The sequence below is a fragment of the Bartonella sp. CL436QHHD genome (genome assembly GCF_042195105.1).
In the GTDB taxonomy this organism is placed as follows: Bacteria; Pseudomonadota; Alphaproteobacteria; order Rhizobiales; family Rhizobiaceae; genus Bartonella.
The window spans coordinates 122,504-146,961 of record NZ_JBHINR010000001.1 but is presented as its reverse complement, the minus strand read 5'-3'; the positions used below and the strand labels follow the sequence as shown (position 1 = coordinate 146,961).

Here is a 24,458-nt window from a genome sequence, read left to right as displayed (position 1 = left end):
TATTAATTCACATCACTCTTCTTATGAAGAGGATAAAATGTAAGCGAGTTATTCTCTGTTCGTATTGGAAAAAAACGATATGCTCTTATTAATTTTTGCAGCATTTTTTCTGACTTTTCTGGCAAGTATTCTTTTTCTTTCACTACGTTTTGACGATGAGATAAAGAAAGAATGGACAGTTGAAACCGTAGATGGTTATAGAAGCCATAAGCGTATGATTGAGTTTAACAAGCTTTATATGAATTATAAAAAAAGAAATATTCTTAAGGCTTTGAGTATTTTGTTTGTTCTTCTGATGACATGGAGTATTTATGGGCTGACAGGCAATCCAGAAGTGAAAAGTTATTTTTTTAGCGAATTAATGGATAAGGATCCTAAAACTCTCAGTAAGCAAGAAAAGCTTATTCGTTTACAAGTGCTTTTTTTCCGTGCACCTCACGATGGCAAGCTAGCAGATGCGTTAGCGGTAGGGTATCTCGAAGAAAGCCTTTTTCAAGAAGCTGTGAATACTTATTTAGATGCACTTCGTTTGAATGGAGAAACAGCTCCAAGGCTTGTCGGATACGGTTTAGCATTGGTTGGTTATGAAGGGGGGGTGATAACGCAAGAAGCGCAAAATGCCTTTCAAAAAGCAGCAGATTTAGCCCCAACAGATTTTTATCCACGTTTGTTGTTGGCCGATGCATTGCATCAAGCAGGAAAAACTGCGCAGGCAGTGCAATTTTTACAAAGCTTTCTTGATACAATGCCTGAAAATTTTTCAGGACAATCACGTGTTAAAAAAATGATGATTCAGTTACGTGATTTATCGAGTGAGCATACAGAGAAAAGAAATCTTGCACCTATGTAGAAGATGTGCAAAGCTCTTAAAAAATAAAATATTGATACTTAATTATAACGTATTTAAACTTTTTTCGCAGAGTGTCTATGAACAGTCAATCTTTAAAGAGTTCTGCCTCATGGAAGGTTATTTTAGAGCAGCGAAAAAAAAGGCGCTTACTGATCATATTATTATGTTGTTTGGTTATGACAATTGCAGCAAGTCTCATAGTGTATGCAATGCGTCATGCGGTCAGTTTTTTTAGAATGCCCTCTGAAATTACAAGAGAAGATATTTTAACGGAGCGCCCTTTGCGTTTGGGTGGCTTTGTTGAAAAGGGAACCGTTCAATATGTTGGAGAGAGAGGCGTTATTTTTTTTGTAACGGATAACAAAAAACATGAAAAAGTGGTTTTCAATGGTGCCTTACCGGATCTTTTTCGTGAAGGTCAGGGGGTGATTGTAGAAGGGCATTTCGATAAACAGGGCTTTTTTATAGGGATGCGTATTTTAGCAAAACATGATGAAACTTATATGCCTAAAGAAACAGCTGATCGTTTGAAAAAACATTACATTATGGAGAAATAATTCGATTGTGCTTGTCGAACTGGGTCATATTTTTTTAGCTGCAGCATTTTCAGTAAGCTTATTAGGGGCGTTTTTACCTGCTTTAGGTTTTTGGTGGAGAGAGCGTTTGTTAATGCAAACAGCTGTTCCTCTAACATATATCACTTTTACATTACTACTTTTATCTTTTTTAGTGATAATTTATGCTTATGTCGTATCTGATTTTTCTGTTTTGAACGTTGTTGAGAATTCTCATTCAGAAAAACCGATGCTCTATAAAATTACAGGTGTTTGGGGAAATCACGAAGGCTCTATGTTGTTATGGGTTTTAAGTCTTGCTTTTTTTAGCGCATTGATGGCTTTTTTTAGCCAACATTTGCCAGAAGATTTTAAGACGCTTGTTTTAATTTGCCAAAGTTGGATTACAACTGCTTTTCTTTTATTTATTCTTTTTGTATCCAATCCATTTTTACGCGTGAATCCACCAGCATTGCAGGGAAATGGTCTCAATCCTCTTTTACAAGATATCGCATTAGCAATTCATCCACCGCTACTTTATTTAGGTTATGTTGGTTTTTCACTTTGTTTTTCTTTTGCCGTTGCGGCATTGATTATGGGACATGTTGATAGAATTTGGGCGCGTGGAATTCGTCCGTGGCTTTTACTTTCTTGGTGTTTTTTGACATTGGGTATTATGGTTGGCTCCTATTGGGCTTATTATGAGCTAGGATGGGGCGGCTATTGGTTTTGGGATCCTGTTGAAAATGTTTCGTTTATGCCTTGGCTTTCAGGAACGGCTCTTTTACATTCTGCTCTTGTTCTCGAAAAACGAGAAATATTGAAAAGTTGGACTTTGTTTTTAGCGCTGCTTACTTTTTCCCTTTCTCTGATGGGAACTTTTCTTGTGCGTTCTGGGCTTTTACTTTCTGTTCATAGTTTTGCTGTTGATCCAGCACGGGGGCAAGCAATGCTTGCGCTTTTCTTTTTTTTTACAGGAGCGGCTTTTTTTCTTTTTGCTTTGCGCACCCCTATTTTAAAAACAGAAAGATTTTTTCAACCAATTTCACGTGAAGGGTTTATTGTTTTAAATAATTTGTTACTTACAACAATAACAGCAACAGTATTGATTGGTACGCTTTATCCTTATTTTATTGAGATATTAACTGGGCAAAAAATTTCTGTAGGGGCTGCTTTTTTTAACCTTACCTGTGGACCGCTAATGGTTTTGCTGTTGTTGTTTGTTCCGTTTGGGACAATGATGGCATGGAAACGCGGTGATTTTCTTGCAGTTTTTGAACGGTTATGGTTTGTTTTTGTATTCGTTGGTATCGTCTGTTTTATAATATTCTATGCGGCATCTGTGCGTGATATTTTTGCAGTTTTAGGGATTGGGCTTTCAGCGTTTGTTTTTTTAGGCAGTTTAGCGGATCTATGGGGAAAGAGTGGATATGGCAAGAGAGCTTTTTCAGTACGCGTTAAGAGATTTCTTGGATTGCCATGGTCTACTTTTGGTGCAGCAATAGCACATATGGGATTAGGCGTTACACTATTTGGTATTGTTTGTGTGGCAAGTTTTGGGCAAGAACGTATTTTAATCATGAACATAGGGGATAGGGTGACGATAGCGGATAAAACGCTTCATTTTGATGCAGTGTATGATGGGGTTGGTTCGAATTATTCGACAATGGAGTTTTATTTTAAAATATATGAAAATAAAAACATTGTGGGTCATGTAACAGCCTCAAAGCGATTTTACTCAAGTCAAAATACATCAACAACAGAAGTTGGTCTGAAAAATCATGGCTTATCGCAGCTATATATTGTACCGGGACATATCGATAATCGTGGTCTTGTTGTGCACGTATGGTGGAAGCCTTATGTAATATGTATTTGGTTAGGGGCATTCATGATGGCTATGGGGGGATGTCTTTCTCTTCTGGGGTATTGGTTTCGCATTGGCATGTACAATAGGGTAGTGCTTGCTTTAAATTTTTGGAAAAGACATTGAGATGAAAAAAATTCTTTGGATTGTATTTTTTTTAATTGCAACGTTTCCTTTTCAATTAGCAATAGCAGTAGAGCCGGATGAGATTTTAAAGGATAAGATTCTTGAAGCGCGAGCACGCCATATTTCATCGCATTTACGTTGTCCGGTTTGTCAAAATCAATCAATTGATGATTCAGATGCTGCTTTAGCACGTGATTTACGGCTTTTAATTCGGGAAAGGCTAAAAATGGGCTATAGTAATCAGCAAGTCACTGACTTTCTTGTTGAGCGATATGGTGAATTTATTCTCTTGGAGCCACCATTGAATAAAATAACTTGGTTTTTATGGTTCTCGCCTTTGATCATTATTATCACTGGCATAAGTATCATATTTTTCCACTTCAAACGGAATAATCATGCGTTATGTGAATGAAAAAGAACAGTCAAAAATGTCATTGCATTAAAAAAGATGTTACATAAAAGAAATCAGATCATTTGCAATGAGCATACAATCTTATTGTAATTATATTAGGGAATACTGAAACCTTACAAAACTTTAATAATTTAGACAGAAAACGGTAAGGTCTGGTATTTTATAAGTGGTCGGAATTGGAATAAAGGTATGATTGAATAGGAGCATAGAGTAAATGGTTAAAAAGGCTTTCTTTAAAACATTTGTCGCAGTGAGTTTTTCTGCGATATTGGAAAGTGCACTGTTTTTTAGTGGATGTACATCAAGCTTGTGGATGACAAAGGCTCATGCAAGTTCTGTATTTACTTCGTTAATGCAACAACAGGGATTTGCCGATATTGTTGCTCAAGTGAAACCAGCCGTTGTAGCAGTACAAGTAAAGAGCAATAAAAAGAAAGAAGATAGGTTCTTTAGCAACTTTTTTAGTGGTCCAGGACTTGATCAATTACCAGATCAGCATCCTTTAAAAAGATTTTTTAAAGAGTTTTATGATTTTGATAAACCTAAAAATAAATTTCCGCACCAATCGCAGAGACTCCGTCCTGTTGCTTTTGGATCGGGTTTTTTTATTTCATCTGATGGTTACATTGTGACCAATGATCATGTGATTTCTGATGGAACAAGTTATACTGTTGTTCTTGATGATGGTACAGAATTGAATGCAAAGCTCATTGGGAAAGACCCCAAAACCGATCTTGCCGTACTAAAAGTGAATGATAAAAGAAAATTTTCCTATGTTGATTTTGGTGATGATTCAAAGCTTCGTGTTGGGGATTGGGTTGTTGCCATTGGGAATCCATTTGGTCTTGGTGGAACTGTGACAGCAGGTATTGTTTCTGCACGTGGACGTGATATTGGCACTGGTGTGTACGATGATTTTATTCAGATTGATGCTGCTGTTAATAGAGGAAACTCTGGTGGTCCAACGTTTGATCTTAATGGAAAGGTTGTTGGGGTTAATACAGCAATTTTTTCTCCTTCTGGAGGAAATGTTGGGATTGCTTTTGCTATTCCGGCTGCGACTGTAAAACAGGTTGTACAACAACTTATTGAAAAAGGTTCAGTTCAACGTGGTTGGTTAGGTGTTCAGATTCAGCCGGTAACAAAGGAGATTTCCGATTCAATAGGTTTGAAAGAAGCCAAAGGTGCTTTGGTTACTGATCCGTTAAAAGGACCGGCAGAAAAGGCTGGTATTAAAGCGGGTGATGTAATTATTTCAGTGAATAATGAAAAAATTGCTGATGCGCGTGAGCTGGCGAAACGTATTGCAAATATTAAACCAGGAGAAATGGTAACCATAGGGATTTGGAGATCAGGTAAGGAGGAGAGCATCAAGGTTAAACTCGCTTCAATGTCTGAAGATGAAAGTAAGAAAGAGACTTCAAAATATTCAAATGGACAGAGTGATTTAGATGAAACATTGGAAGATTATGGTCTGATTGTTATGCCTTCTGATGATGGTGTAGGGGTTGTCGTAACGGATGTCGATACCGATTCAGATGCTGCAGATAAAGGGATACGCCCTGGTGATGTCATTGTGACAGTAAATAATAAACCGGTTAAACGAGTCTCTGATATTATTAACACAATCAAAAATGCTCAGCAGTTAGGACGAAAGGCTATACTCTTACAAGTGCGGACAAATGATCAAAATCGTTTTGTTGCTCTTCCAATTTTCAAAAAGTAAGGCTTTAGTTTGTAGGACAAATGTTTATTAAATATTTGTCCTACAACATAATAAAATAATGGAGATACGTTTTATGAAGATACTCGTTATTGAAGATGATCATGAGACGGGGCATTATCTCGAAAAAGCTTTTTTGGAAGTAGGGCATTCCGTTGATGTTGCTTATGATGGGGATACGGGATATGCTTTAGCAACCACGGAAAATTATGACGTTATGGTTGTTGACCGAATGCTTTTACATCGTGATGGTCTTTCTATTATTGCTGAATTGCGCGCTAAAGGCAATGAAACACCGGTTCTTATCCTGTCTGCTTTAGGGCAAGTTAATGATCGTGTAACGGGGCTGCGTGCAGGGGGAGATGATTATTTGACAAAGCCTTATGCTTTTTCTGAACTTCTTGCGCGTGTTGAAGTTTTACAACGGCGGAAAAATCCTAAAGAAGCAGAAACTGTTTACTGTGTAGGTAATCTTGAGCTTGATCGGCTAGCACATACGGTAAAACGAGGTGATAGAAACATTCTATTGCAACCACGAGAGTTTCGTTTACTTGAATATTTGATGCGTTATGCCGGGCAGGTTGTTACACGCACTATGCTTTTGGAAAATGTTTGGAATTACCATTTTGATCCACAAACGAATGTCATTGATGTCCATATCTCCCGTTTGAGAGCCAAAATTGAAAAAGATTTTGATGTTCCCCTTCTCCATACAGTGCGTGGAGCTGGATATATGCTAAAAGTACCAGATAACAAAGCATGAATCGTTTGATTAATATAATGCGCACGACGGCGCTAAGGCTTTCAGCACTTTACATTTTATTGTTTGGATTGGTGGCAACAGGACTTTCTATTTATATGACGGCATTTTCTGCTTCATTGTTAACAGAGCAAACTGAACAGGCTTTACATGAAGAATTAAAGTATATTGAAAATGCTTATAATTATGGGGGATTATCCTTATTAATGCGCACTATTGATTATCGTTCAAGACAACCAGGAGCATTTCTTTATCTTGTCACGGATTCTATGGGGCGTATTTTAGCAGGAAATGTAGCACGTATTGAATTAGGTCTTTTGAATCAGAGTGGTTTTATTTCTACCTCTTTTTTATATTCCCGTTTTGGAGAACATGGCAAAACAAGTGAACATCGCGCTTTGGCGGTTATTGTTGATTTACCTAATGCTATGAAGATTCTTATAGGACGTGATTTGGATGAGCCAGAACGTTTTGCTGTTGTTATTCGCAAAGCTGTGATCATTGCACTTGCTGCAATGGTTGGAGGCGCTTTACTCATATGGTTTTTTGTTGGCAGGAGAGCTTTACAAAGGATTGATCATGTAACGGCTGCATCACAGCGCTTGATGGATGGTGACTTCAGTGGGCGTTTACCTGTCTCTGGAGTAGGGGATGAGTTTGATCGATTGTCAACCAATCTTAATGTTATGTTAGACCGCATTGAAGAGTTAAATATTGGTTTACGTCAAGTATCAGATAATATTGCTCATGACCTGAAAACGCCGTTAACGCGTCTTAGAAATCGTGCTGAAGAAGCACTTTCAGGAAATAAGACAAAGCTTGAATATCGTCAGGTCCTTGATAGGGTTATTGCAGAATCAGATCAACTTATTTGTACGTTCAATGCAATTTTAATGATTTCACGTATTGAGGCCAGCAGTGCAATTGAGCATCTTGAAATGATGAATATGAAACTGATCCTTGAGGATGCTGTTGAGATTTACGAACCTTTTGCTGAAGAGTCAGGTGTTTTACTTCGGTTGGGGAATATATTTGATAAAGAGCTTAAGTTGAATCGTGAGCTTGTTGCACAATCAATTTTTAATCTTATAGATAATGCCATTAAATATGCCTCTAAAGGTGAAAGGAAAGCGGAGGTTTGCTTATCAATGGAATATCGTGATGAACATTTATTAGTTGTTGTGAGCGATAATGGACCAGGAATAGCAGAGGATAAACGTGAAAAAGTGACAGAACGATTTGTTCGTCTTGAAGAAAGCCGCACACAACCTGGGTTTGGGATTGGGTTAAGTATAGCAAAAGCAGTTATGAAGCTTCACGGGGGTGAATTGTTACTTGAAAATGCAAATCCAGGGCTTAGGGCTATTTTGTTATTTCCTTAAAGATATTTTTCTTCACTTTTCTCTTTTCATACGTAACAACTATTTTAAAAGTATAAAGCAATAGAAAGGAAAGCAAAATGCTTTTCAAGGGAGCGCAGACGAAACAAGCTTTTTTAAAAACACAGCTTCTCCCTTTATGCCCTCTCGATAAAAGTAGTTCCCAATGGTTAAAAGACATGGAAGAACAAGCAAGGAAAGAAGGTTTAGAATCGCTTACTTCCATCATTTCAGAGAGTGGAACGCAGATTGATTTTATCAGTTCGGTTATGACCTTATCTCCTTTTTTGCGTGAGGTTTTAATTGCCAATCCATCATATCTTAGTGCTTTATTAAATGTTGATATAGAAACAAGGCTGAGCGAAATTATAGATGATATTACGGCTATCGATAAGGATGAAACTATAAATGAAACTTCATTGATGGCTGCTTTAAGGCGCAAAAAACGAGAAGCGCATGTTCTCATTGCTTTAGCTGATTTGGGAGGTGTTTTTACTTACGAAGTTTCATGTGCTTGGTTGACACGTTTGGGCGAAGCAGCATTAAGTGTAGCACTACGTTTTCTATTAAGAGAAGCGCATGATCATGGTAAGATCAATTTATTAAGCCGTGAGAATCCAGAAAAAGACTGTGGTTTAATTATTTTAGGGATGGGAAAGTTAGGAGCAGGGGAACTTAATTATTCTTCTGATATTGATCTTATTGTTTTCATTGATGAAACATCACCTCATATTGGTAATCTTTCTGAAAGTGTTGACGTATTTTCTAAAATGGTACGCCGATTAATCCGTATCATTCAAGAACGCACTGCGGAAGGATATGTTTTTCGTCTTGATTTTCGTCTTCGTCCAGATCCAGGTTCAACCCCTTTGGCCTTACCAGTAAGGACTGCATTGCGTTATTACGAAGGGCGTGGGCAAAATTGGGAACGAGCAGCCATGATTAAAGCACGTCCAGTTGCTGGTGATAAGAGGGCAGGTTTTAACTTTCTCAAAGAGCTGTTTCCCTATGTGTGGCGGAAATATTTAGATTATGCTGCTATTGCTGATATTCATTCGATCAAACGTCAAATTCATGCGCATAAAAATTACGGTCAAATTGCAGCTTATGGGCATAATATAAAGTTAGGTCGTGGTGGTATTCGTGAGATTGAGTTTTTTGTTCAGACACAGCAACTCATTGCTGGTGGACGTTTTCCTCAATTACGTGGACGTCAGACAGTTGCAATGTTAGCAGAACTTCACACGCTTGGTTGGATCAGTGAGAAAACGAGAAATAGCCTTATAAAAAGTTATGCTTTTCTTCGAAATGTGGAACATCGTATTCAAATGCTTTTCGATGAACAAACACATCTTCTTCCAAATGATACTGCTCAATTCACAAGTGTTGCCTATTTAATGGGTTATCAAGACAGTAGCAGTTTTATCCGTGATTTATTAAAAACACTTCAGGTTGTTGAAAAACATTATGCAGCACTGTTTGAGAATGAGCAAGAACTTGGTTTAGAAATTGGTAATTTAGTTTTTACCGGTGAAGAAGATGATCCGGAGACATTAATAACGTTAAGCCGTTTAGGCTTCGAAAGAGCAAGTGATATTTGTCGTATTATGCGCACGCTCCATTTTGGTCGTTATAAAGCAACGCAATCAGCCGAAGCACGCGAGAGATTAACGGAATTAACACCAGCTCTTTTGAAAGCTTTTGGTGGGACAAAACGAGCTGATGAGGCGATGTTGCGTTTTGATGGTTTTTTACAGGGCTTACCTTCAGGAATTCAGCTTTTTAGTCTTTTGCAGTCTAATCCCTCTCTTTTGGATATGCTTGTCCTTATTATGGGTGCTGCTCCACGTCTTGCAGAAATTATTACACGCAGATCCCACGTTTTTGATGGAATGTTAGACCCAAATATTCTTTCAGAATTACCAACAAAAACGTATTTAGAAAAACGGCTTGAATATTTTCTTGAAAATGTTCTTTCTTATGAGGAGATTCTTGACCATTTAAGGATTTTTGCAGATGAACAACGTTTTTTGATTGGTATTCGAATTTTGAATGGTGCAATTACAGGAGAAAGAGCGGGTTTTGCTTTTACTGCACTTGCTGATCTTATGATTACAAAAACATTTGCTACCGTTCAAGAGGAGTTTTCTCGTCTTCATGGTCGTATTAAAGGGGGGCGTGTTGGCATATTGGGTATGGGGAAACTTGGAAGTCGTGAATTAACAGCAGATTCCGATGTTGACCTCGTTTTGCTTTATGAACATGATGATGATGCAGAAATATCTGATGGAGAAAAGCCTCTTTATATTTCTCAATATTATACGCGTTTAGCACAGCGCCTCGTTTCTGCTTTATCCACTCTTACAAGCCAAGGTGTTCTTTATGTCGTTGATTTAAGGTTACGGCCGTTAGGCAATAAAGGACCTATTGCTGTTTCTTTTCCATTTTTTAAAAAGTATTATCGCCAAGAAGCATGGATATGGGAATATCTTGCTTTAACAAGGGCTCGAGGCATTGCAGGAGATCCTGATTTTTTACAAAAGCTAGAAAATGAAGTGTGTGCAATTATTGCTATTTCTCGTGATAAGAAGGAAGTTGCAAAAGAAGTGTGTGAAATGCGTTCCTTGATTGCAAAAGAAAAGCCGCCAAAAAATCAATGGGATTTAAAAACGATGTCTGGTGGCATTATGGATTTGGAGTTTATTGCTCAATTTTCTCTTATTACGCATGTCATTGAGTTTCAAATTGGAGCGACGACAGCGGATATTTTAGATCACTTACCAAACAGTTTTCTTAATCAGTCATGTATTGCTGATTTACATTATGCCTATCGTCTTTATACAAATTTGAGTCAAATTATACGGCTTTGCTTAAATGATTCTCTTGATCCCAATGACATGCCACCTGGATTAAGTGACCTTTTGTTAAATAGTGTTGGGGAACCTGATTTGCTTCGTGTTGAAAAATTAATTGCAGAAACTGGGCAATTGGTCTGTTCAGTTTTTACAAAAATCATGAAACATTAAAATAATTCTATAAGAATAATAAAAATTATTAATTCCATTTTTATATTAATTTTTGTCTTTTATTTCATTACACGCTTGAGAGGGTTAGAGTGAAGTTCTCTAGTGGTTTTTCAAGTGTGATGAAAAAATTTCTCTGTTAAATGTGCTATTCTAGGTATTATTCTTTATACAAAAAGCGATGAGTGACTAGTTTAGTGAATGATATGCTTTATGAGCCTTATCTCATTATTTTCAAAAAATTGATATTATAATTATTTATATAATTCTGGATAATAATGATCAATATGAAGCTATAAAAGCTACTATAGATTAATAGTTTTAGGAAATTATAAATAAGATTTTAATTTTTCAACTGTGTCATTTTTGCTATAGATTTTTTGAAAAAAGTGTGAAACGATTTATTATTATTTATGTATCACATTAGCTTTTAGGGGAGCAATTATGATTACAAAGTATTTAGCCTCAACATCTATATTTTCTTTAATTTCAATTTCTGTAGTACAGGCGTCGGATATCGCTATTCCTGAACAGCCTGTTCCTGTTATTGCAGCGCCTGCTTTTTCTTGGACAGGATTTTATCTTGGAGGACAGATTGGTAACTTTTCAGGTAAAACAACTGCAAGTTATTTAAAAGATGAGACAAGGATATGGAATCCAATTGGAAAGGAGAATTTACCTAAACTTTCTGGTTTTATAGGGGGAGTTTATGCAGGTTCCAATATTGATATCGATAATAGTTTTATTATAGGTATTGATACGGATATTATGTGGTCTGGTAAAAAGGATTCTAAAGATGTCGATCTACCGGAAAAAAGTCCAACTGAAGAAAAACCACAACCTACAGAAGAAAAAAGTCTAACAAGAGATTTGCATGAGAATGATTCAACAAGGCGTATTAAAGCTGTACGTCATACCTTAAAACAAAAATGGGCTGGTGCTACACGGGTGAGAGTTGGTTTTGCGATTGAGCGTATGATGCCTTATATTTCCGGAGGGGTTGCTTATACGCAGCTTCAGAATATTTTTGGGTTAGTTACTGATAGCAAAAATGGAGAAGTTGATTTTTCTGATTGGTTGCATGATGAAAAAAAGACCATGATTGGTTACACCCTTGGAGGTGGTATTGATTTTGCAATGACTGATAATGTTATTGTGCGTGCAGAATATCGTTATTCAGATTTTGGCAAAAAAAAGTTCATACAGGATAAATTTGAAATGGGCTACAAAACAAATGATTTCCGCGTGGGTGTAGCTTATAAATTTTAATTTTTTGCAGAATTAAACAATTCAAAAGTCTCATTTTCGAATGAGGCTTTTATTTTTCAGATATGCGCTGGAAAATATTCTTCACTCAAAAGAGCTACTATTTTATTCGAACAATACGTTGATTTATAAATATAATTTACTTTTTGTCATGTTGAGTGAGAGATCCAAGGATCATAAGATTTTCTCATTTTAAACCTATACCATGTTGACCAATCAAAACCGCGTCTTTTGTACGTCAAAAGGAGGGAGAGCAGTGAGATAAACAACATTAAAGAAAGAATAAAAATGCCTCTTATGAATCATCTTAAGTGCCAAAAGCTGTCGCTACATTGGGGATTGGCAAAGTCTGAGATTTGATACTAGCTTGCTTTTCCATAAACGTAAAGATGGTGATGCTAAATGGACTTATCATTACATCATTCATAGGTGCCGTCGGGAAATGAGTTTGGGTGCTGTAAAAGATGCTTTTTTAAACCAACACATAAATTGGCAACTTAATGGTGTTTTGTTTTATTTGAAAGACCTCTGATACAATCGACTTTTCTGTTTTGCGTTATCGTAAAATATTTTATTTAATAACAAAAAGATCGCAAAAAAATTCTAAAGCACATAAAACTACATCCGCAATATAACTCAATAATAATAAAAATTCATATTATAATTTTTATTATTAGATATTTTATGTGATATTATAAATAATAATTTATAATAATAAAATAATTATAAAGAGTATTATAAATTTATTTATAGAAAAAAATAGATAGCAAATTAGGAATTTATCGAGACATAAAAAACATTATTACCTATATCTGTTATCGAAATATAATCTATTATTTTTTATATTTTTTTAAATGTACGATAATAAATATCGAGTGAAATAGTAAGGGATTATTTCAAATCTATTTACGATAAATCAATCAACATTATTTGTTTATAAATCACAAGTAGGTTGGGTTATTTAAATTATATACTTTAGTTATTATTTGGCTTTTTTAGTCATCTATTTTCAGGTATAGAAGCTGAATGAGCTTCTCTATTATTCTATAAAATATCATCATTGTAATATTATAAGGATTTTACGCATTAGATGCTTTTGGAGGAGTGTATGATGAAATTTAAAGCAGGGTTTATGTGTAGAGCTTTGTGAAGTAAATCACATGCGCAATTAGCAGCTGGAACCCGTGCGACAAGAATCCGGATTATTTATAAATCAGATGGGGTAGAATTTTCGTCCTTTAGGGCGGGAAGGAAGAAAACCAATAAGCTTGTAAAAAGCTCGTTACATAAGTGGGGCAGCAGATGGAATTCTCTGAGAAAAATTGATCTATTAACAGAGAAGGTGAAACTTTGTCTTTTAAGGAGAAAAAGGGAAATAAGAATTATGATTTCCAAAGGGATATGAAATAAAAATATTTTCGTTTTTGGTTGTTTTGGCAACTATGAAGGTGTTTAAAGATTAATTGTTTCAGTACATGCAATCTCGTTTTTGGGGTTGATAATGCTATAACGTTGTAATTGGCAATGCCATTGATTTTGTAAGCGTTCAATGGAAAATAAATTAAAGCCTGCGGGTGGTTTTTTATCACCAAAAGCTTGTGATGCGGAAGGAACACCAACAATAGGAATTTTTTTAATTGGTCCTTCAATGTAATTCAATGTGGGTAAATGAGTATGTCCGTGAAGAATAAGTTCACAACCGTGATATTTGATAACGTTTAGAAAACGTTTTATATCCCGTAGTTTTTTATGCCAAGACGTTGCATTGGGAAAAGGGGGATGGTGAATCATGACGACACGAAAAAGGTTGCGCTGTGCTGCTTCTTTTAAAAAGAGCGGTAAAGTTTGCGCTTGCATTTTACCAAAATAACCAGAAGCTTGAAAAGGCAGTGTCGCAATGGCTGAAGAAGCTGCTATGATGGCAACATCTTTGCGAATGCGCATATAAGGAAAGACGCTTTTTTGAGGGATGTCACCTGTAATCCAAGGTTTAAAGAGAGTGCATGCTTTTTGGAAAGCGCCGCGGACATAGGCATCGTGATTTCCAAATGTCAAAGAAATATCTTGAGGTTGTCCTAAGTTAAGTAGCCAACGACGTGCTTGTTCAAATTCCTTATCGAGAGCAAGATTTACAAGATCACCAGAGATCACAAGGTGATCAGGTTTTGTTTTGTTCAAGGCATCTATTAAAGTTTCTAGGACGTCTGTTGCCATCTGACTCTTACGTTTTTTTTGCCAATTCAGATAACCGGTAAGACGTTTCCCAGAAAGTTCGAAGAGGGAAGGTTGCGGGAGAGGTGAAAGATGTACATCCGATATATGGGCAAGATAAAACATAAAAGCTCGTAGAGTATTAAAAACGATTTAAAGAATAAACATAAGATAAGTTAGTGCTTAAAGGCAAGAAAGATTGTAAAATAAAAATTAGCTTGCAAAAAAGAACGCCTCAAGCGGAATGTTCCAAATAGAATATCCCCAATAGAATATCCCCAATAGAATATCCCCAATAGAATATCCCCAATAGAATATCATTGTGTTGTACATTCACATATTTGTAAAAAAAAACATTTCTCAATGCGTTTGAGCTAATTTCACGACGGTATTCGATGCTATAATAGAAAGCTTCTGTGAAGTATATAGGGCTTACTGTACACTACCATCTCTACGCTTATACAAGGTGCAAATAAAAACCATCATACTATTTTCCCCCAATTTTGTGAAAATCCTTGCTTTAGAAGGATTCATAAGAGGTATTTCATTCTTTTCTTCGATGGTTTCTATCCATACAGCATCTCTTCTAATAATACGCAAGAGAATGTTTTTTATTTTTTTAATATGAGGATATTTGAAATAAGGAGAATTATACTGTATTTTTAGTTATAAATCAATACGTTATCTAATTATAAAAGACAAGTAAATACGTAAAAAGATAAGCTGAATTTTAAAACTATTATACGAAATCTCAAACCTTTTAACGTCCTTCATAATACCACATGCTGCTCAACAGTAAAAGGCAAGCAAGCAATGCAAAAAAACCAGAAAATATCGAAAAATAAAAGGTATTGATTAAACGGGTTTCTGTTGCTTCTTTCAGAACAATTGAATGTGCTGGGGAAGAGGACGGACTTGTTTTTGATTGAATCAGCTTGAATGGAGGAAGATGAATGTTTTCTTTTCCCTCAGGGTGTAAACGTCCGATGTAGCCGCCTGTGTGCTTAATAATGGGGGCTAGTTTTTCTTGTGTTGAAGTCAAGTCCAACAACTCAAGATTATCGAGCATCCCTACAGAAGAAAGTATTGTTAAATCGCCATTTTTAATGGTAAAAATTCCTGTCTCATCAGTGGTCACAGTTGCAGTAAAAAGGCCTTCTTGCTCTTTGGTCAGAGTAATATTTTCTTTTTTTCCAGAGGGAAAGATTATTTCAGCGGGTTCTAGATGGTCTTTTAGAGTTTGGCGGCGAATTGTTAAATGATGATGGCTGCTGGTCGCACTTAATTTTTCTTCTTCAAGTTCTGGTTCTTTCATGAGCCAATGAGCAATTCGTCGATAAAGAGCAGCATAAGGACCGCCGCCTTCGAAACCTCGAGCCCAAAGCCAACTTTCATCAGAAAGCAACATGCCTACACGTCCTTTATCAACATGAGAGAGAAGTAAAAGTGGTTGCTCATCGGCTCCTTTCATGAGGGCGATTCCGTTATTTATGTTTTGAATAGCAATTTGTCTCAACCATTGCCCCCATTGGGAATCTGGAAGGTTAAGTGTTGCAAGACCTCTTGTGACAGGATGGCGCTCACCTTCTTTGGTTAATGTGGGGCGAAAAGGTTTTTCAATAATAGTTCCATTAGGTAATGCCGGTAAAATGCTTATTAAAGGTGTTTTCGCAAGTGAGTTTTTTTGGGCAAATTCAGGTCCTGTTACCATCAACAATGCACCCCCCTTTTGTACATATTGGGCGATATAATCATAATAGATTAAGGGGAGAACAGTAGAGTGCTGGTAGCCATCAAGGATGATGAGATCAAAGTTATTAATTTCTTCAACAAAGAGTTTTCTTGTGGGAAAGACCACTAAGGATAATTGGCTTGAGGGCGTATTATCTGCTTTGGTGGGAGGACGCAAAATAGTAAAGTGAACAAGATCAATATTGGAGTCACCTTTCAAAAGGTCTCGCCATGTCCGTTCTCCATTATAAGGAGCACCTGAAATAAGAAGAACGCGTAAATTTTCTCTGATTCCTTCAATAATTGTTATGGCGCGGTTGTTTTCAAAGCTTAGTTCACCTTTGTGTGGATCGGTTATAACTTGGATAATATTTTTTTCAGCATGAGGAAGGGTAATTTCAGTTTGAAAAATCACGCCAGGAGTCACAGAATAATGGCCAATGTCTTGTCCATTGATGCTTAGTGTAATATTTGCTTTCTGTGGTATTGTTTTTTTGGTGGGGCCTTTATCTTCTACCAAAATGGAGAGCGTTTGTGGTTTGTTGACAAGGGCAAATCGTGGAGGAGAGATAAACTTAATTTGGCGATCAAATTCCTCTGAGTGCCCTGTAATCAGAGCATTGAGAGGTGCTTCATGATGAAGGTCTGATAGGTCAGGAATGTCATGCACTTGTCCATCGGTGATAAAAATGGTTCCTGCATAACGAGAGAGCGGTACATCAGATACTGCTTGTGTTAAAGCCTCAAACAAATTCGTTGAGGGCGCATACTGATTATCAGCAAGTTTTCCAGCTTCAATAAAGCGTGGTTCAAATTGTGGATAATGCGCCAATGCTTGAGTTAATTGCGCGCGCGCTTCATCACTGTCGTTTGTACGTGTTCCAAATGTTTGGCTTTTGCTGCGGTCAATAACAATTCCCACTGTGCTTTTCAGTGGTTCGCGCTGTTCTTTTATGATCATTGGATTGAGCAAAGCAAGGATGAGGGCGCTTAATGCCATCAGACGAAATAAAGAACCTTGCCGTTGCGTAACAAGACCAACAACGACAAAAAGAATCGATATTCCACTTAAGAACAGAATCCAAATGAGTGGTAAAAAAGGCTGAAAAGTGAAAAATGATATCATTGCCTTCTTTCTCTTTTAAAGCGTTCCAAGAGTGCTGGAACATGAACTTGATCCGCTTTATAGTTTCCTGTAAGAACATAAAGGACAATATTTAAACCTGCACGAAATGCCCATAGACGTTGCATGGGATCATTGGGAACAAGGGGATATTTCCATGTCCCTTTTTCATCGAGTGCCCAAGCACCGGCAAAGTTATTGGCAGTAATGAGAAGAGAACTTACATTATCGCCGCTGGCAAGAGAATTTTTATTTTTTTTGTTTGTTGAGGAGGATTCAATCCATAAAGGTGAACCACGGTAGAGACCAGGAAAATCTGGCATAATATAAAAAGAACGTGCAACAACATGATCTGTTGATGCTGGCTCAATGGATGGAATATTTAACTCTTTTAAGATATCTCGTAATCTTTGCGTTTCTGGAGTGGCATCTCCTTCAAGATTAAGATTGCTCTTTATCTGATCGCGCGTGTCAAATAAAATTGTTCCCCCATGTTTCATAAAGTTATTTATTTTTTCAAGGCTTTTGGGGGTTGGTATAGGACTTTTAATATCAATTGGCCAGTAAATAAGAGGATAAAAAGAGAGTTCATCTTTATCGAGATCAAGTGCTGTAACAGAGCCGAGGGTAAGCATTGTGCGCTCTGCGATAAATTGACTTAACGCTTCTAGACCACTTTTACTCGTTGTATCAATTTCATGATTATTGGTTATAACATAGGCAAGATGTGTTGCGCCGGCAGCTTGTACACTATCATGATGGTTTTCTTTCGTTTGTGCATGAAGAGTTGGATCATATGAAAACAAGGCAATAAGACTTATAAAGGGGAGGAGAAACATATTACGCCGTTTCATGAAAGAAAAAATATCTCCCATCCATAAAATGAGAAAATTGTCAAAGGCGAATAATAAGATGGCTAATCCTAAAAGTGGACCAATAAGATTTTTTTCTTTTGTATCGTAAGATAAAGGGCTTTTATTAAGAGAAGTTGGCAATGATGATTGTTTCATCAAGTGCGACGAATGAGTTAAGAGATTGAGTGCATAAAAATTGTTTTTGACACCATAAAGTCCTGGGGGAGTATGGTAGGAAGGATGGGGTGGATTTTGAGAGTCAAAGATCAAAGGAACAACATCAGAGGGTGGTACTTGTAATTGTCCGTCAACGGCTATAGTTCGCCAAGGGCTTTGTACCACGGTTCTTTTTTCTCTGTGTGTTAGGTTTGTGTTTTCGTTAGAACCTAATGTGATTAATTTTTGCAGCATTTGTGCAAAAAAGCCAGAAAGAGGAAGATTAGACCATGTTGGGTCAGGAGCAACATGAATAAGAATGAGGGTTCCTTTACCACGTTTTGCTGCGGTAATAAGAGGAGTTCCATCCGAAAGGCTAAGCCACGTTTTTTCAAAAAGATCTGGGGTTGGTTCTGCGAGGATTTGGCGCGAGACAGTGACATCTTTTGGAAAAGGAAGATCAAAGAAAAAGCTATTTTTTGCAAAAGGGGCAAGCTTTTGTGGTTTTGTCCAAGACATAATACTTCCAAGGGAACGTTGACCTGGGCGTAGTGGTATCGGAAGGAGGTTATCGTAATGTTCTGCACTACTGAGTTTTTCTCCTGCAAAGCGGATGAGTGTTCCCCCTTTATTCACAAAATCAGAAAGTTTTTTTTCTGCTTTTGGGGGTATGTTAACAATGTCACCCATAATCAAAACAGATGGATTTTGTTTAAGCAAATGATCAATATCCGTTGAAAGTTCTCTTCCACCGGCTGTTATAAGCTGTGTATGACCTTGTAAGGCTTTGATAATGTAATAAAATGGAGCAAGTAAAGGCTGTGCCATTTCATTGGTATCTGGTGAGAGAAGAGCAACACGGCTTATCCTGTTATGGCTGTCTACCAAGAAGGTTGCAGCAGCATGGTTTTGATTGTTTATTTTTATCCAAGCGATATCATTGCGTAGTTCAAGTGGTACATTAAAAGGAACAAGTGCTGTTGTTTCTCCTTCAGAGAAATTGTTCGTAAATTGACCGAGAAGTTGATTATTTGAATCGTAGAGGCTGAGTATAGCGGGAGTGTTGCTGTGTGTTGTTGAGCGGATAATACGCGCGCCCATGTTTCCATTGTTATTTTCTATGGATGTTATGCCGGTTAAATCGGAAATATCAGTCAAATACCACAAGAAGTTTCTAGGTTTTAATTCTTCAAGATGAGCAAAAGCTTGCTCATCTTCATTTGTTCGTAATCCATCACTCAAATAAGCAATATCAAGAGGTTTTCCTTTGGTTATTTCGCTGAGTTTTTTGAAGGCATGCACACGGTTGACAGGCCAAGGACGCGGTTGCAAATGCATTAAATGCTGTTTTATAATCTTGGCTGGTTGGGGCTCTATATTGGAGATATCATTTTCAGCCGTTGCAACAAGATAAATATTTTTTTGCTGTTTTTCTGCCTGTGCAAGAAGCATTTCAGTGATAGAGATGCGCTTTTTCCATTCTTTTACAGAAGCCCAACCATTATCAATAATGAGTGCAAGGGGTTGAGATCCAGAAAAGCTGATTGGTTTTTGATTCCAAGTGGGGCGTGCTAGAGCTATGATAACAAGTGCCGCTATGGTTAAACGCAACAAGAGCAACCACCAAGGTGTATGTTTTGCTGTTTCTTGTTGATGAGTTGGTTTGGGTAAGAAGCGAAAAGGGGGAAAAAGCTCTTTGCGCGGAGATGGAGGAGTTATCCGTAACAGCCACCAAATGACCGGTAGGAACAAAAGCCCTAGTAACAGAAAGGGAGCAGCAAAACTCAAAGTGCCCTCCTTTTTTGCAATGGAGAGTCGCTCATTGTATTTGCAAGATGAAAAATGGTCTCTGTTAAAGGTTGATCCGTTGTACTAACGTGATAAGACCATCCTTGGCGTGCGCAAAAATTTACCAATTCTTGTCGCCTTGCGTGATATAGTTTACAATAGCTCTTACGAAGATCTTCTGCTTTAGTGGAAACATGTTTCTCTTTCGTTTCAGGATCCAAAAATTCTGTGTGACCTGTGTAGGGAAAGTTTTCTTCTGCGGGATCAGAAATTTCAATTAAATGAGCTGTCACCTGTTTTGTAGTTAAAACGGTTAAATGTTGGATGATTTTTTCAGGATAGTCGAGAAAATCACTCATTATAACGACATGTGAAAAGCGTGTAATCGTTGAAAAATCCGGAAATGAATTTTCATCTGAATGATTTTCTAAAGCAAAGGCTATTCGTTCTACGACATTGGATGTCATTGTGGGGGACATTAAGTTGGGAATAGCAATATGTTCGCCACTGCGTGCAAGAAGGGATGCCAAGGTAAGGGTAAGAATAATGGCATGATTACCTTTAGAGATTTTAGAAAAGCGTGAACAGTAATGCATTGATGCGCTCTGATCAGGACAAAGCCAAACGGTTTGTGTCATTTGCCATTCGTTTTCGCGCAGATACGTATTTTCATCACGCGCTGAGCGACGCCAATCAATGCGGGTAATGGATTCTCCTTCCATATAGGGACGAAATTGCCAAAAGTTTTCCCCATTACCGCTTTTACGTTGTCTGTGCCATCCGGTTATCAGTGTATTAGCGATATGACGCGCTTGCAAAAGGAAATATGGCATTTTGCCAGTATCCTTATGCAGTTCATTTGCCAGAGACAATGGAGGTTTTTGTAAAACTTTTTTGCCAAGTGCCATTCAAAGAGCATCTTTCACAAGGTTATTGATAATATCTTTTACGGTTATATCTTCAGCACGGGCAGAAAAATTAAGAGCCATGCGGTGTTGTAATACGGGATAGGCTAATGCTTCAACATCATCAAGTGAAGGGGCTAAGCGTCCATAATAAAGAGCACGGGCGCGAACACAAAGTGAAAGGGCTTGTGATGCCCGTGGACCAGGTCCCCAAGAAACATAAGTATTAGCAAGGCTATTGTCTTTATGAGGGCGAGATGAGCGGACAATTTTTAAAATAGCTTCAATCACATTTTCTGAAAGAGGCATTTTGCGAACGATATTTTGAATTTTTTGCAATTTTTTGCCGGATAAAATTGGTTTTGCATTTGTTTTTTTTTCTTTTGTTGTTTCTAAAATAATCCGTCGCTCTGTTGTGAGGTCAGGATAGTCAATATCGATTTGCATCAAAAAGCGATCCAGTTGTGCTTCAGGAAGTGGATATGTCCCTTCTTGTTCGAGAGGATTTTGCGTTGCAAGAACATGAAAAGGTTGTGGCAAATCATAACGGGTACCTGCAACAGTAACATGATATTCTTGCATAGCTTGTAAAAGGGCTGACTGTGTCCGTGGGGAAGCACGATTGATTTCATCGGCCATGAGAAGTTGCGTAAAAATAGGACCTTGAATGTATCGAAAAGAACGTTTACCGTCTTTATCGGAATCCATAATTTCAGAACCAATAATATCCGATGGCATTAAGTCAGGAGTGAATTGGATGCGTTTTTCATCAAGCCCTAAGACTGTTCCCAATGTTTCAACAAGACGTGTTTTTGCAAGTCCTGGAGCACCGACAAGAAGGGCGTGACCACCAGCAAAAATAGCGATTAAAGCATATTCGATTACCTGATTTTGCCCAAAAATAACTTTGTCAATTTCTTGTTGTAAAATATCCAATTCTTTGTGTGCCGTATCAATATCATCAATAATGACTTGAGCCTCATGATTGATATTGACCTTTTTTATAGAATTGGATGATGGATCATGTTGACTCATATTTCTTCCTTAAGGCGTTTGTCGCAAAAATGGTAATTTTCTCTGCATGATAATGGATATCTTATTATTTGTAACAGAAAATGAGAAGAAAAGAAGTATCATATGCCGTTTTTTTCATATTCGTATATAGAAGAGAAAAGTTTCTTTGGAAGAATAGACGTGCTTTATAAGAGATGTCTTAAAAATTTTGTTTTATGAAGAGAGTCCTTTAAAGCAGTGAAGACAACTTTTTTGAAAGGTTAAAGAGTGAATATAAGACAGAACTTTAAACAGGTTGCGTGGTTACAACAAAGTGATATCCAAACACTTCTTCGCGTTTTGTCTTTGGAGGGGGAAGAAGCGCGTATTGTAGGGGGAGCAGTGCGTAATCAACTGCTAGAGCAGCCTATTAGTGATATTGATATTGCAACAACCTGTTTGCCGCAACAGGTTATTGCACGTGTAGAAGAAGCAGGATTTAAAGCTATTCCTACAGGGATTGCTTTTGGTACAATAACAGTAGTTGCTCATTCATGTTCTTATGAGGTTACAACGCTTCGCTGCGATATTGAAACAGATGGTCGTCATGCAAAAGTGGTATTTGGTCGTGATTGGAAAAAAGATGCTGAACGGCGGGATTTTACGATAAATGCGCTTTATTGTGATGCTGCTGGCAATCTTTATGATGATGTGGGAGGTTTGAGTGATATTGCTAGCCGAACAGTTCGTTTTATTGGGGTTGCAGAAGATCGTATTTGCGAAGATTATTTGCGTATTTTACGGTTTTTTCGCTTTTTTGCGTGGTATGGAGCAGGGCGACCTGATGTGCAAGGATTGAAGGCATGTGTTCGTTTAAAACACGGTTTAAAAAAACTTTCTTCTGAACGTATTTGGGCAGAAATGAAAAAGCTTCTTGCGGCGTTTGATCCAACGCGTGCTCTTTTATGGATGCGACAAAGCAGAGTTTTGGCACTCATTTTTCCTGAAACAGAACGATGGGGCATTGATGCAATTCACGCATTGGTGAAGACAGAACAGACTCTTGGTTGGAAAGTTGATCCATTATTACGGCTAGAAAGCCTTCTTCCTCCTGACCCCATACGTCTTCATGAAATGGCACAGCGCTTGCATTTTTCCCATAAAGAAAGAACGCGATTAAAAGAATGGGCAGAGTTAGAAATAATAAACCAAAACTGTTCTGATCATTTTGTGCAAAAACTGATTTATTTTCATGGACGACAGCCAGTTTTAGATCAATTATCGTTGTCTGTCGCTGCATCACATCTTAATCATCTGGAAAAAAGTGATGCTTTGCAAAAAGCAGAGGGTTATGTCAAGCTTCATCAGCTTGCCAAAAAATGGCAGATTCCAACTTTTCCCATTAATGGTAACGATTTAATAAAGAAAGGTTTTGCTAAAGGTGTACTTTTAGGAAAAAAGCTTAAAGAGTTAGAAATGATATGGGTTGAAAGCGGATTTTTAATGGATCGTCATGTATTATTAGAAAAAATTGATTTATAACATTTCTGTTTATATTTTTTAAGTCAACATATTAATTTATAATAGTAATTTTTCATGTGAAACAAGAGCTCCAAATATTGTAAGGTTATTTCAAACCTGTTCATATTACATCAATCAAAATTATTGCCTTAGATGTCACAAGTGAGGAAAAATGATTACAGAGAGGAAAAATGTCTCTTATGAACCATCTCAAAGATAAGGATTCTCGAAAATGAGAACGAATAAAGAGAATAGTGATAGCTGTTTGTACTTTGTATGAGCATGAAGAGGGGGATGTCTAATGGATTTTTACTAGGAGGAGTATTTAATCATTTATAGGTGGTGATATGAAATGGATATGATGGGCACTAAGAAATGTTTATTTTATCAGCACTTAATTGTTGGAAAATGATAGGCATTATACGCTCTAACTGTTTTTTATATATTGTATATTGTTTTTCGTAATAATTTATGTTTTTTTACAGGAATTCTGTAAGTTATTCCAAAAGTATTATTGAAACGTATGCGCTTTTAATTACTTATTATACGCTATAAAAAATATTTTTTAATTATTTAAAACCATATTTTATGTATTTTTATCGTTCTATTAAAAATTTTAGTGGAATTGTTGTGTTTTTATAGATTACAGGTTCTTTCATGATAACCAATTTGGCGTAATGCTTCTCCTGTTGTTATGGCTACGCTCATGGCGAGATTTAGAGAGCGTGCCTGTGGTTGCATGGGAATTTTCAATGTGTAATCGGCCGCTTCATGAACATAATCGGGAACGCCAGCTGTTTCACGACCAAAAAGTAAAACATCATTTCTTTGATAGCATATCTGCGTATAGCATGTTTTTGCTTTTGTACTTAAAAGCAACAGGCGGCGGTTTAAGTGTTTCATGGAGCTTATAAAATGTTGCCAATCAATGTGTCGTTCTAAGGAAGCATATTCGAGATAATCCAATCCTGCGCGTTTGAGATTACGATCCGACAGATTAAAGCCTGCAGGTTCAATAATGTGCACATGTAAACCAAAGCAAGCGCTAAGACGTAAAATCGTTCCAGTATTACCAGCAATATCAGGTTGGAAAAGAGCTATATGAAGTGTCATGTTCTCTGTAATATGATTTTTCTTTCGACTTTGTAAAGAAGCACCACAATTTATTCGAAAAATATGCTTTGAGAAATACATGTTTTTACGGTTAATTTTTATTCCC

General features: G+C 37.1%; 16 protein-coding genes. 10 read left to right on the top strand and 6 right to left on the bottom strand.

All coding sequences use genetic code 11. The features are described from left to right. Positions 1 to 79 precede the first annotated feature (79 nt). The 9 genes from ACFIKN_RS00595 to ACFIKN_RS00555 all read left to right on the top strand — a co-directional run bounded on the left by ACFIKN_RS00595 (position 80) and on the right by ACFIKN_RS00555 (position 11,960). Positions 80 to 850 carry a tetratricopeptide repeat protein gene (locus ACFIKN_RS00595; RefSeq protein ID WP_273791547.1) on the top strand — a complete coding sequence of 257 codons (771 nt, stop codon included), beginning with the start codon at positions 80 to 82 and terminating at the stop codon, positions 848 to 850. Between the two features lie 77 nt (positions 851 to 927). Beyond that, on the top strand, positions 928 to 1,407 hold the full coding sequence (ccmE, locus tag ACFIKN_RS00590; protein WP_273791548.1) for a cytochrome c maturation protein CcmE: 480 nt from the start codon (positions 928 to 930) through the stop codon (positions 1,405 to 1,407). A gap of 7 nt (positions 1,408 to 1,414) precedes the next feature. After that, the gene (locus tag ACFIKN_RS00585; RefSeq protein WP_375657748.1) at positions 1,415 to 3,394 is read left to right on the top strand and encodes a heme lyase CcmF/NrfE family subunit; all 1,980 of its coding nucleotides are present in this window, start codon (positions 1,415 to 1,417) and stop codon (positions 3,392 to 3,394) included. A 1-nt stretch (position 3,395) separates the two neighbouring features. Beyond that, entirely contained in the window at positions 3,396 to 3,806 is a 411-nt protein-coding gene (locus ACFIKN_RS00580; protein WP_375637410.1) for a cytochrome c-type biogenesis protein CcmH, read from the top strand. Positions 3,807 to 4,020: 214 nt separating this feature from the next. Beyond that, complete coding sequence (locus ACFIKN_RS00575) at positions 4,021 to 5,532, top strand: Do family serine endopeptidase (RefSeq protein ID WP_273791551.1); 1,512 nt, start codon at positions 4,021 to 4,023, stop codon at positions 5,530 to 5,532. Between the two features lie 73 nt (positions 5,533 to 5,605). Continuing rightward, positions 5,606 to 6,292, top strand: coding sequence for a response regulator transcription factor (locus ACFIKN_RS00570; protein ID WP_273791552.1), 687 nt, complete (start codon positions 5,606 to 5,608; stop codon positions 6,290 to 6,292). Further along, positions 6,289 to 7,671, top strand: a complete 1,383-nt coding sequence (locus ACFIKN_RS00565; RefSeq protein WP_375637409.1) for an ATP-binding protein — start codon at positions 6,289 to 6,291, stop codon at positions 7,669 to 7,671. The genes ACFIKN_RS00570 and ACFIKN_RS00565 overlap by 4 nt, the downstream gene beginning before the upstream one ends. 77 nt (positions 7,672 to 7,748) lie before the next feature. After that, entirely contained in the window at positions 7,749 to 10,694 is a 2,946-nt protein-coding gene (locus ACFIKN_RS00560; RefSeq protein ID WP_375657747.1) for a bifunctional [glutamine synthetase] adenylyltransferase/[glutamine synthetase]-adenylyl-L-tyrosine phosphorylase, read from the top strand. A gap of 441 nt (positions 10,695 to 11,135) precedes the next feature. After that, a complete protein-coding gene (locus ACFIKN_RS00555; RefSeq protein WP_273791555.1) occupies positions 11,136 to 11,960 on the top strand; it encodes an outer membrane protein in 825 nt (274 codons plus the stop codon). A 1,449-nt stretch (positions 11,961 to 13,409) separates the two neighbouring features. On the opposite strand, the gene ACFIKN_RS00550 is transcribed toward ACFIKN_RS00555, so the two are convergent. The 5 genes from ACFIKN_RS00550 to ACFIKN_RS00530 form a co-directional block, all read right to left on the bottom strand. Continuing rightward, entirely contained in the window at positions 13,410 to 14,294 is an 885-nt protein-coding gene (locus ACFIKN_RS00550; RefSeq protein WP_375630853.1) for a metallophosphoesterase family protein, read from the bottom strand. A gap of 634 nt (positions 14,295 to 14,928) precedes the next feature. Continuing rightward, positions 14,929 to 17,025 (bottom strand): glutamine amidotransferase, encoded by a 2,097-nt coding sequence (locus ACFIKN_RS00545; protein WP_375657746.1) that lies wholly within the window; start codon positions 17,023 to 17,025, stop codon positions 14,929 to 14,931. Further along, positions 17,022 to 19,820: a DUF4159 domain-containing protein gene (locus tag ACFIKN_RS00540; RefSeq protein WP_375657745.1), complete on the bottom strand. Its 2,799-nt coding sequence runs from the start codon at positions 19,818 to 19,820 to the stop codon at positions 17,022 to 17,024. The genes ACFIKN_RS00545 and ACFIKN_RS00540 overlap by 4 nt, the downstream gene beginning before the upstream one ends. Further along, positions 19,817 to 20,728, bottom strand: coding sequence for a DUF58 domain-containing protein (locus tag ACFIKN_RS00535; protein ID WP_375657744.1), 912 nt, complete (start codon positions 20,726 to 20,728; stop codon positions 19,817 to 19,819). The genes ACFIKN_RS00540 and ACFIKN_RS00535 overlap by 4 nt, the downstream gene beginning before the upstream one ends. Then, the gene (locus ACFIKN_RS00530; RefSeq protein ID WP_375637406.1) at positions 20,729 to 21,760 is read right to left on the bottom strand and encodes an AAA family ATPase; all 1,032 of its coding nucleotides are present in this window, start codon (positions 21,758 to 21,760) and stop codon (positions 20,729 to 20,731) included. Between the two features lie 246 nt (positions 21,761 to 22,006). Between ACFIKN_RS00530 and ACFIKN_RS00525 the strand changes: the two genes are divergently transcribed. After that, the gene (locus ACFIKN_RS00525) at positions 22,007 to 23,260 is read left to right on the top strand and encodes a CCA tRNA nucleotidyltransferase (RefSeq protein WP_375657743.1); all 1,254 of its coding nucleotides are present in this window, start codon (positions 22,007 to 22,009) and stop codon (positions 23,258 to 23,260) included. Positions 23,261 to 23,875: 615 nt separating this feature from the next. Here the strand turns inward: ACFIKN_RS00525 and ACFIKN_RS00520 are convergent. Next, the gene (locus tag ACFIKN_RS00520; protein WP_273791242.1) at positions 23,876 to 24,352 is read right to left on the bottom strand and encodes a tRNA (cytidine(34)-2'-O)-methyltransferase; all 477 of its coding nucleotides are present in this window, start codon (positions 24,350 to 24,352) and stop codon (positions 23,876 to 23,878) included. Positions 24,353 to 24,458: the final 106 nt, after the last annotated feature.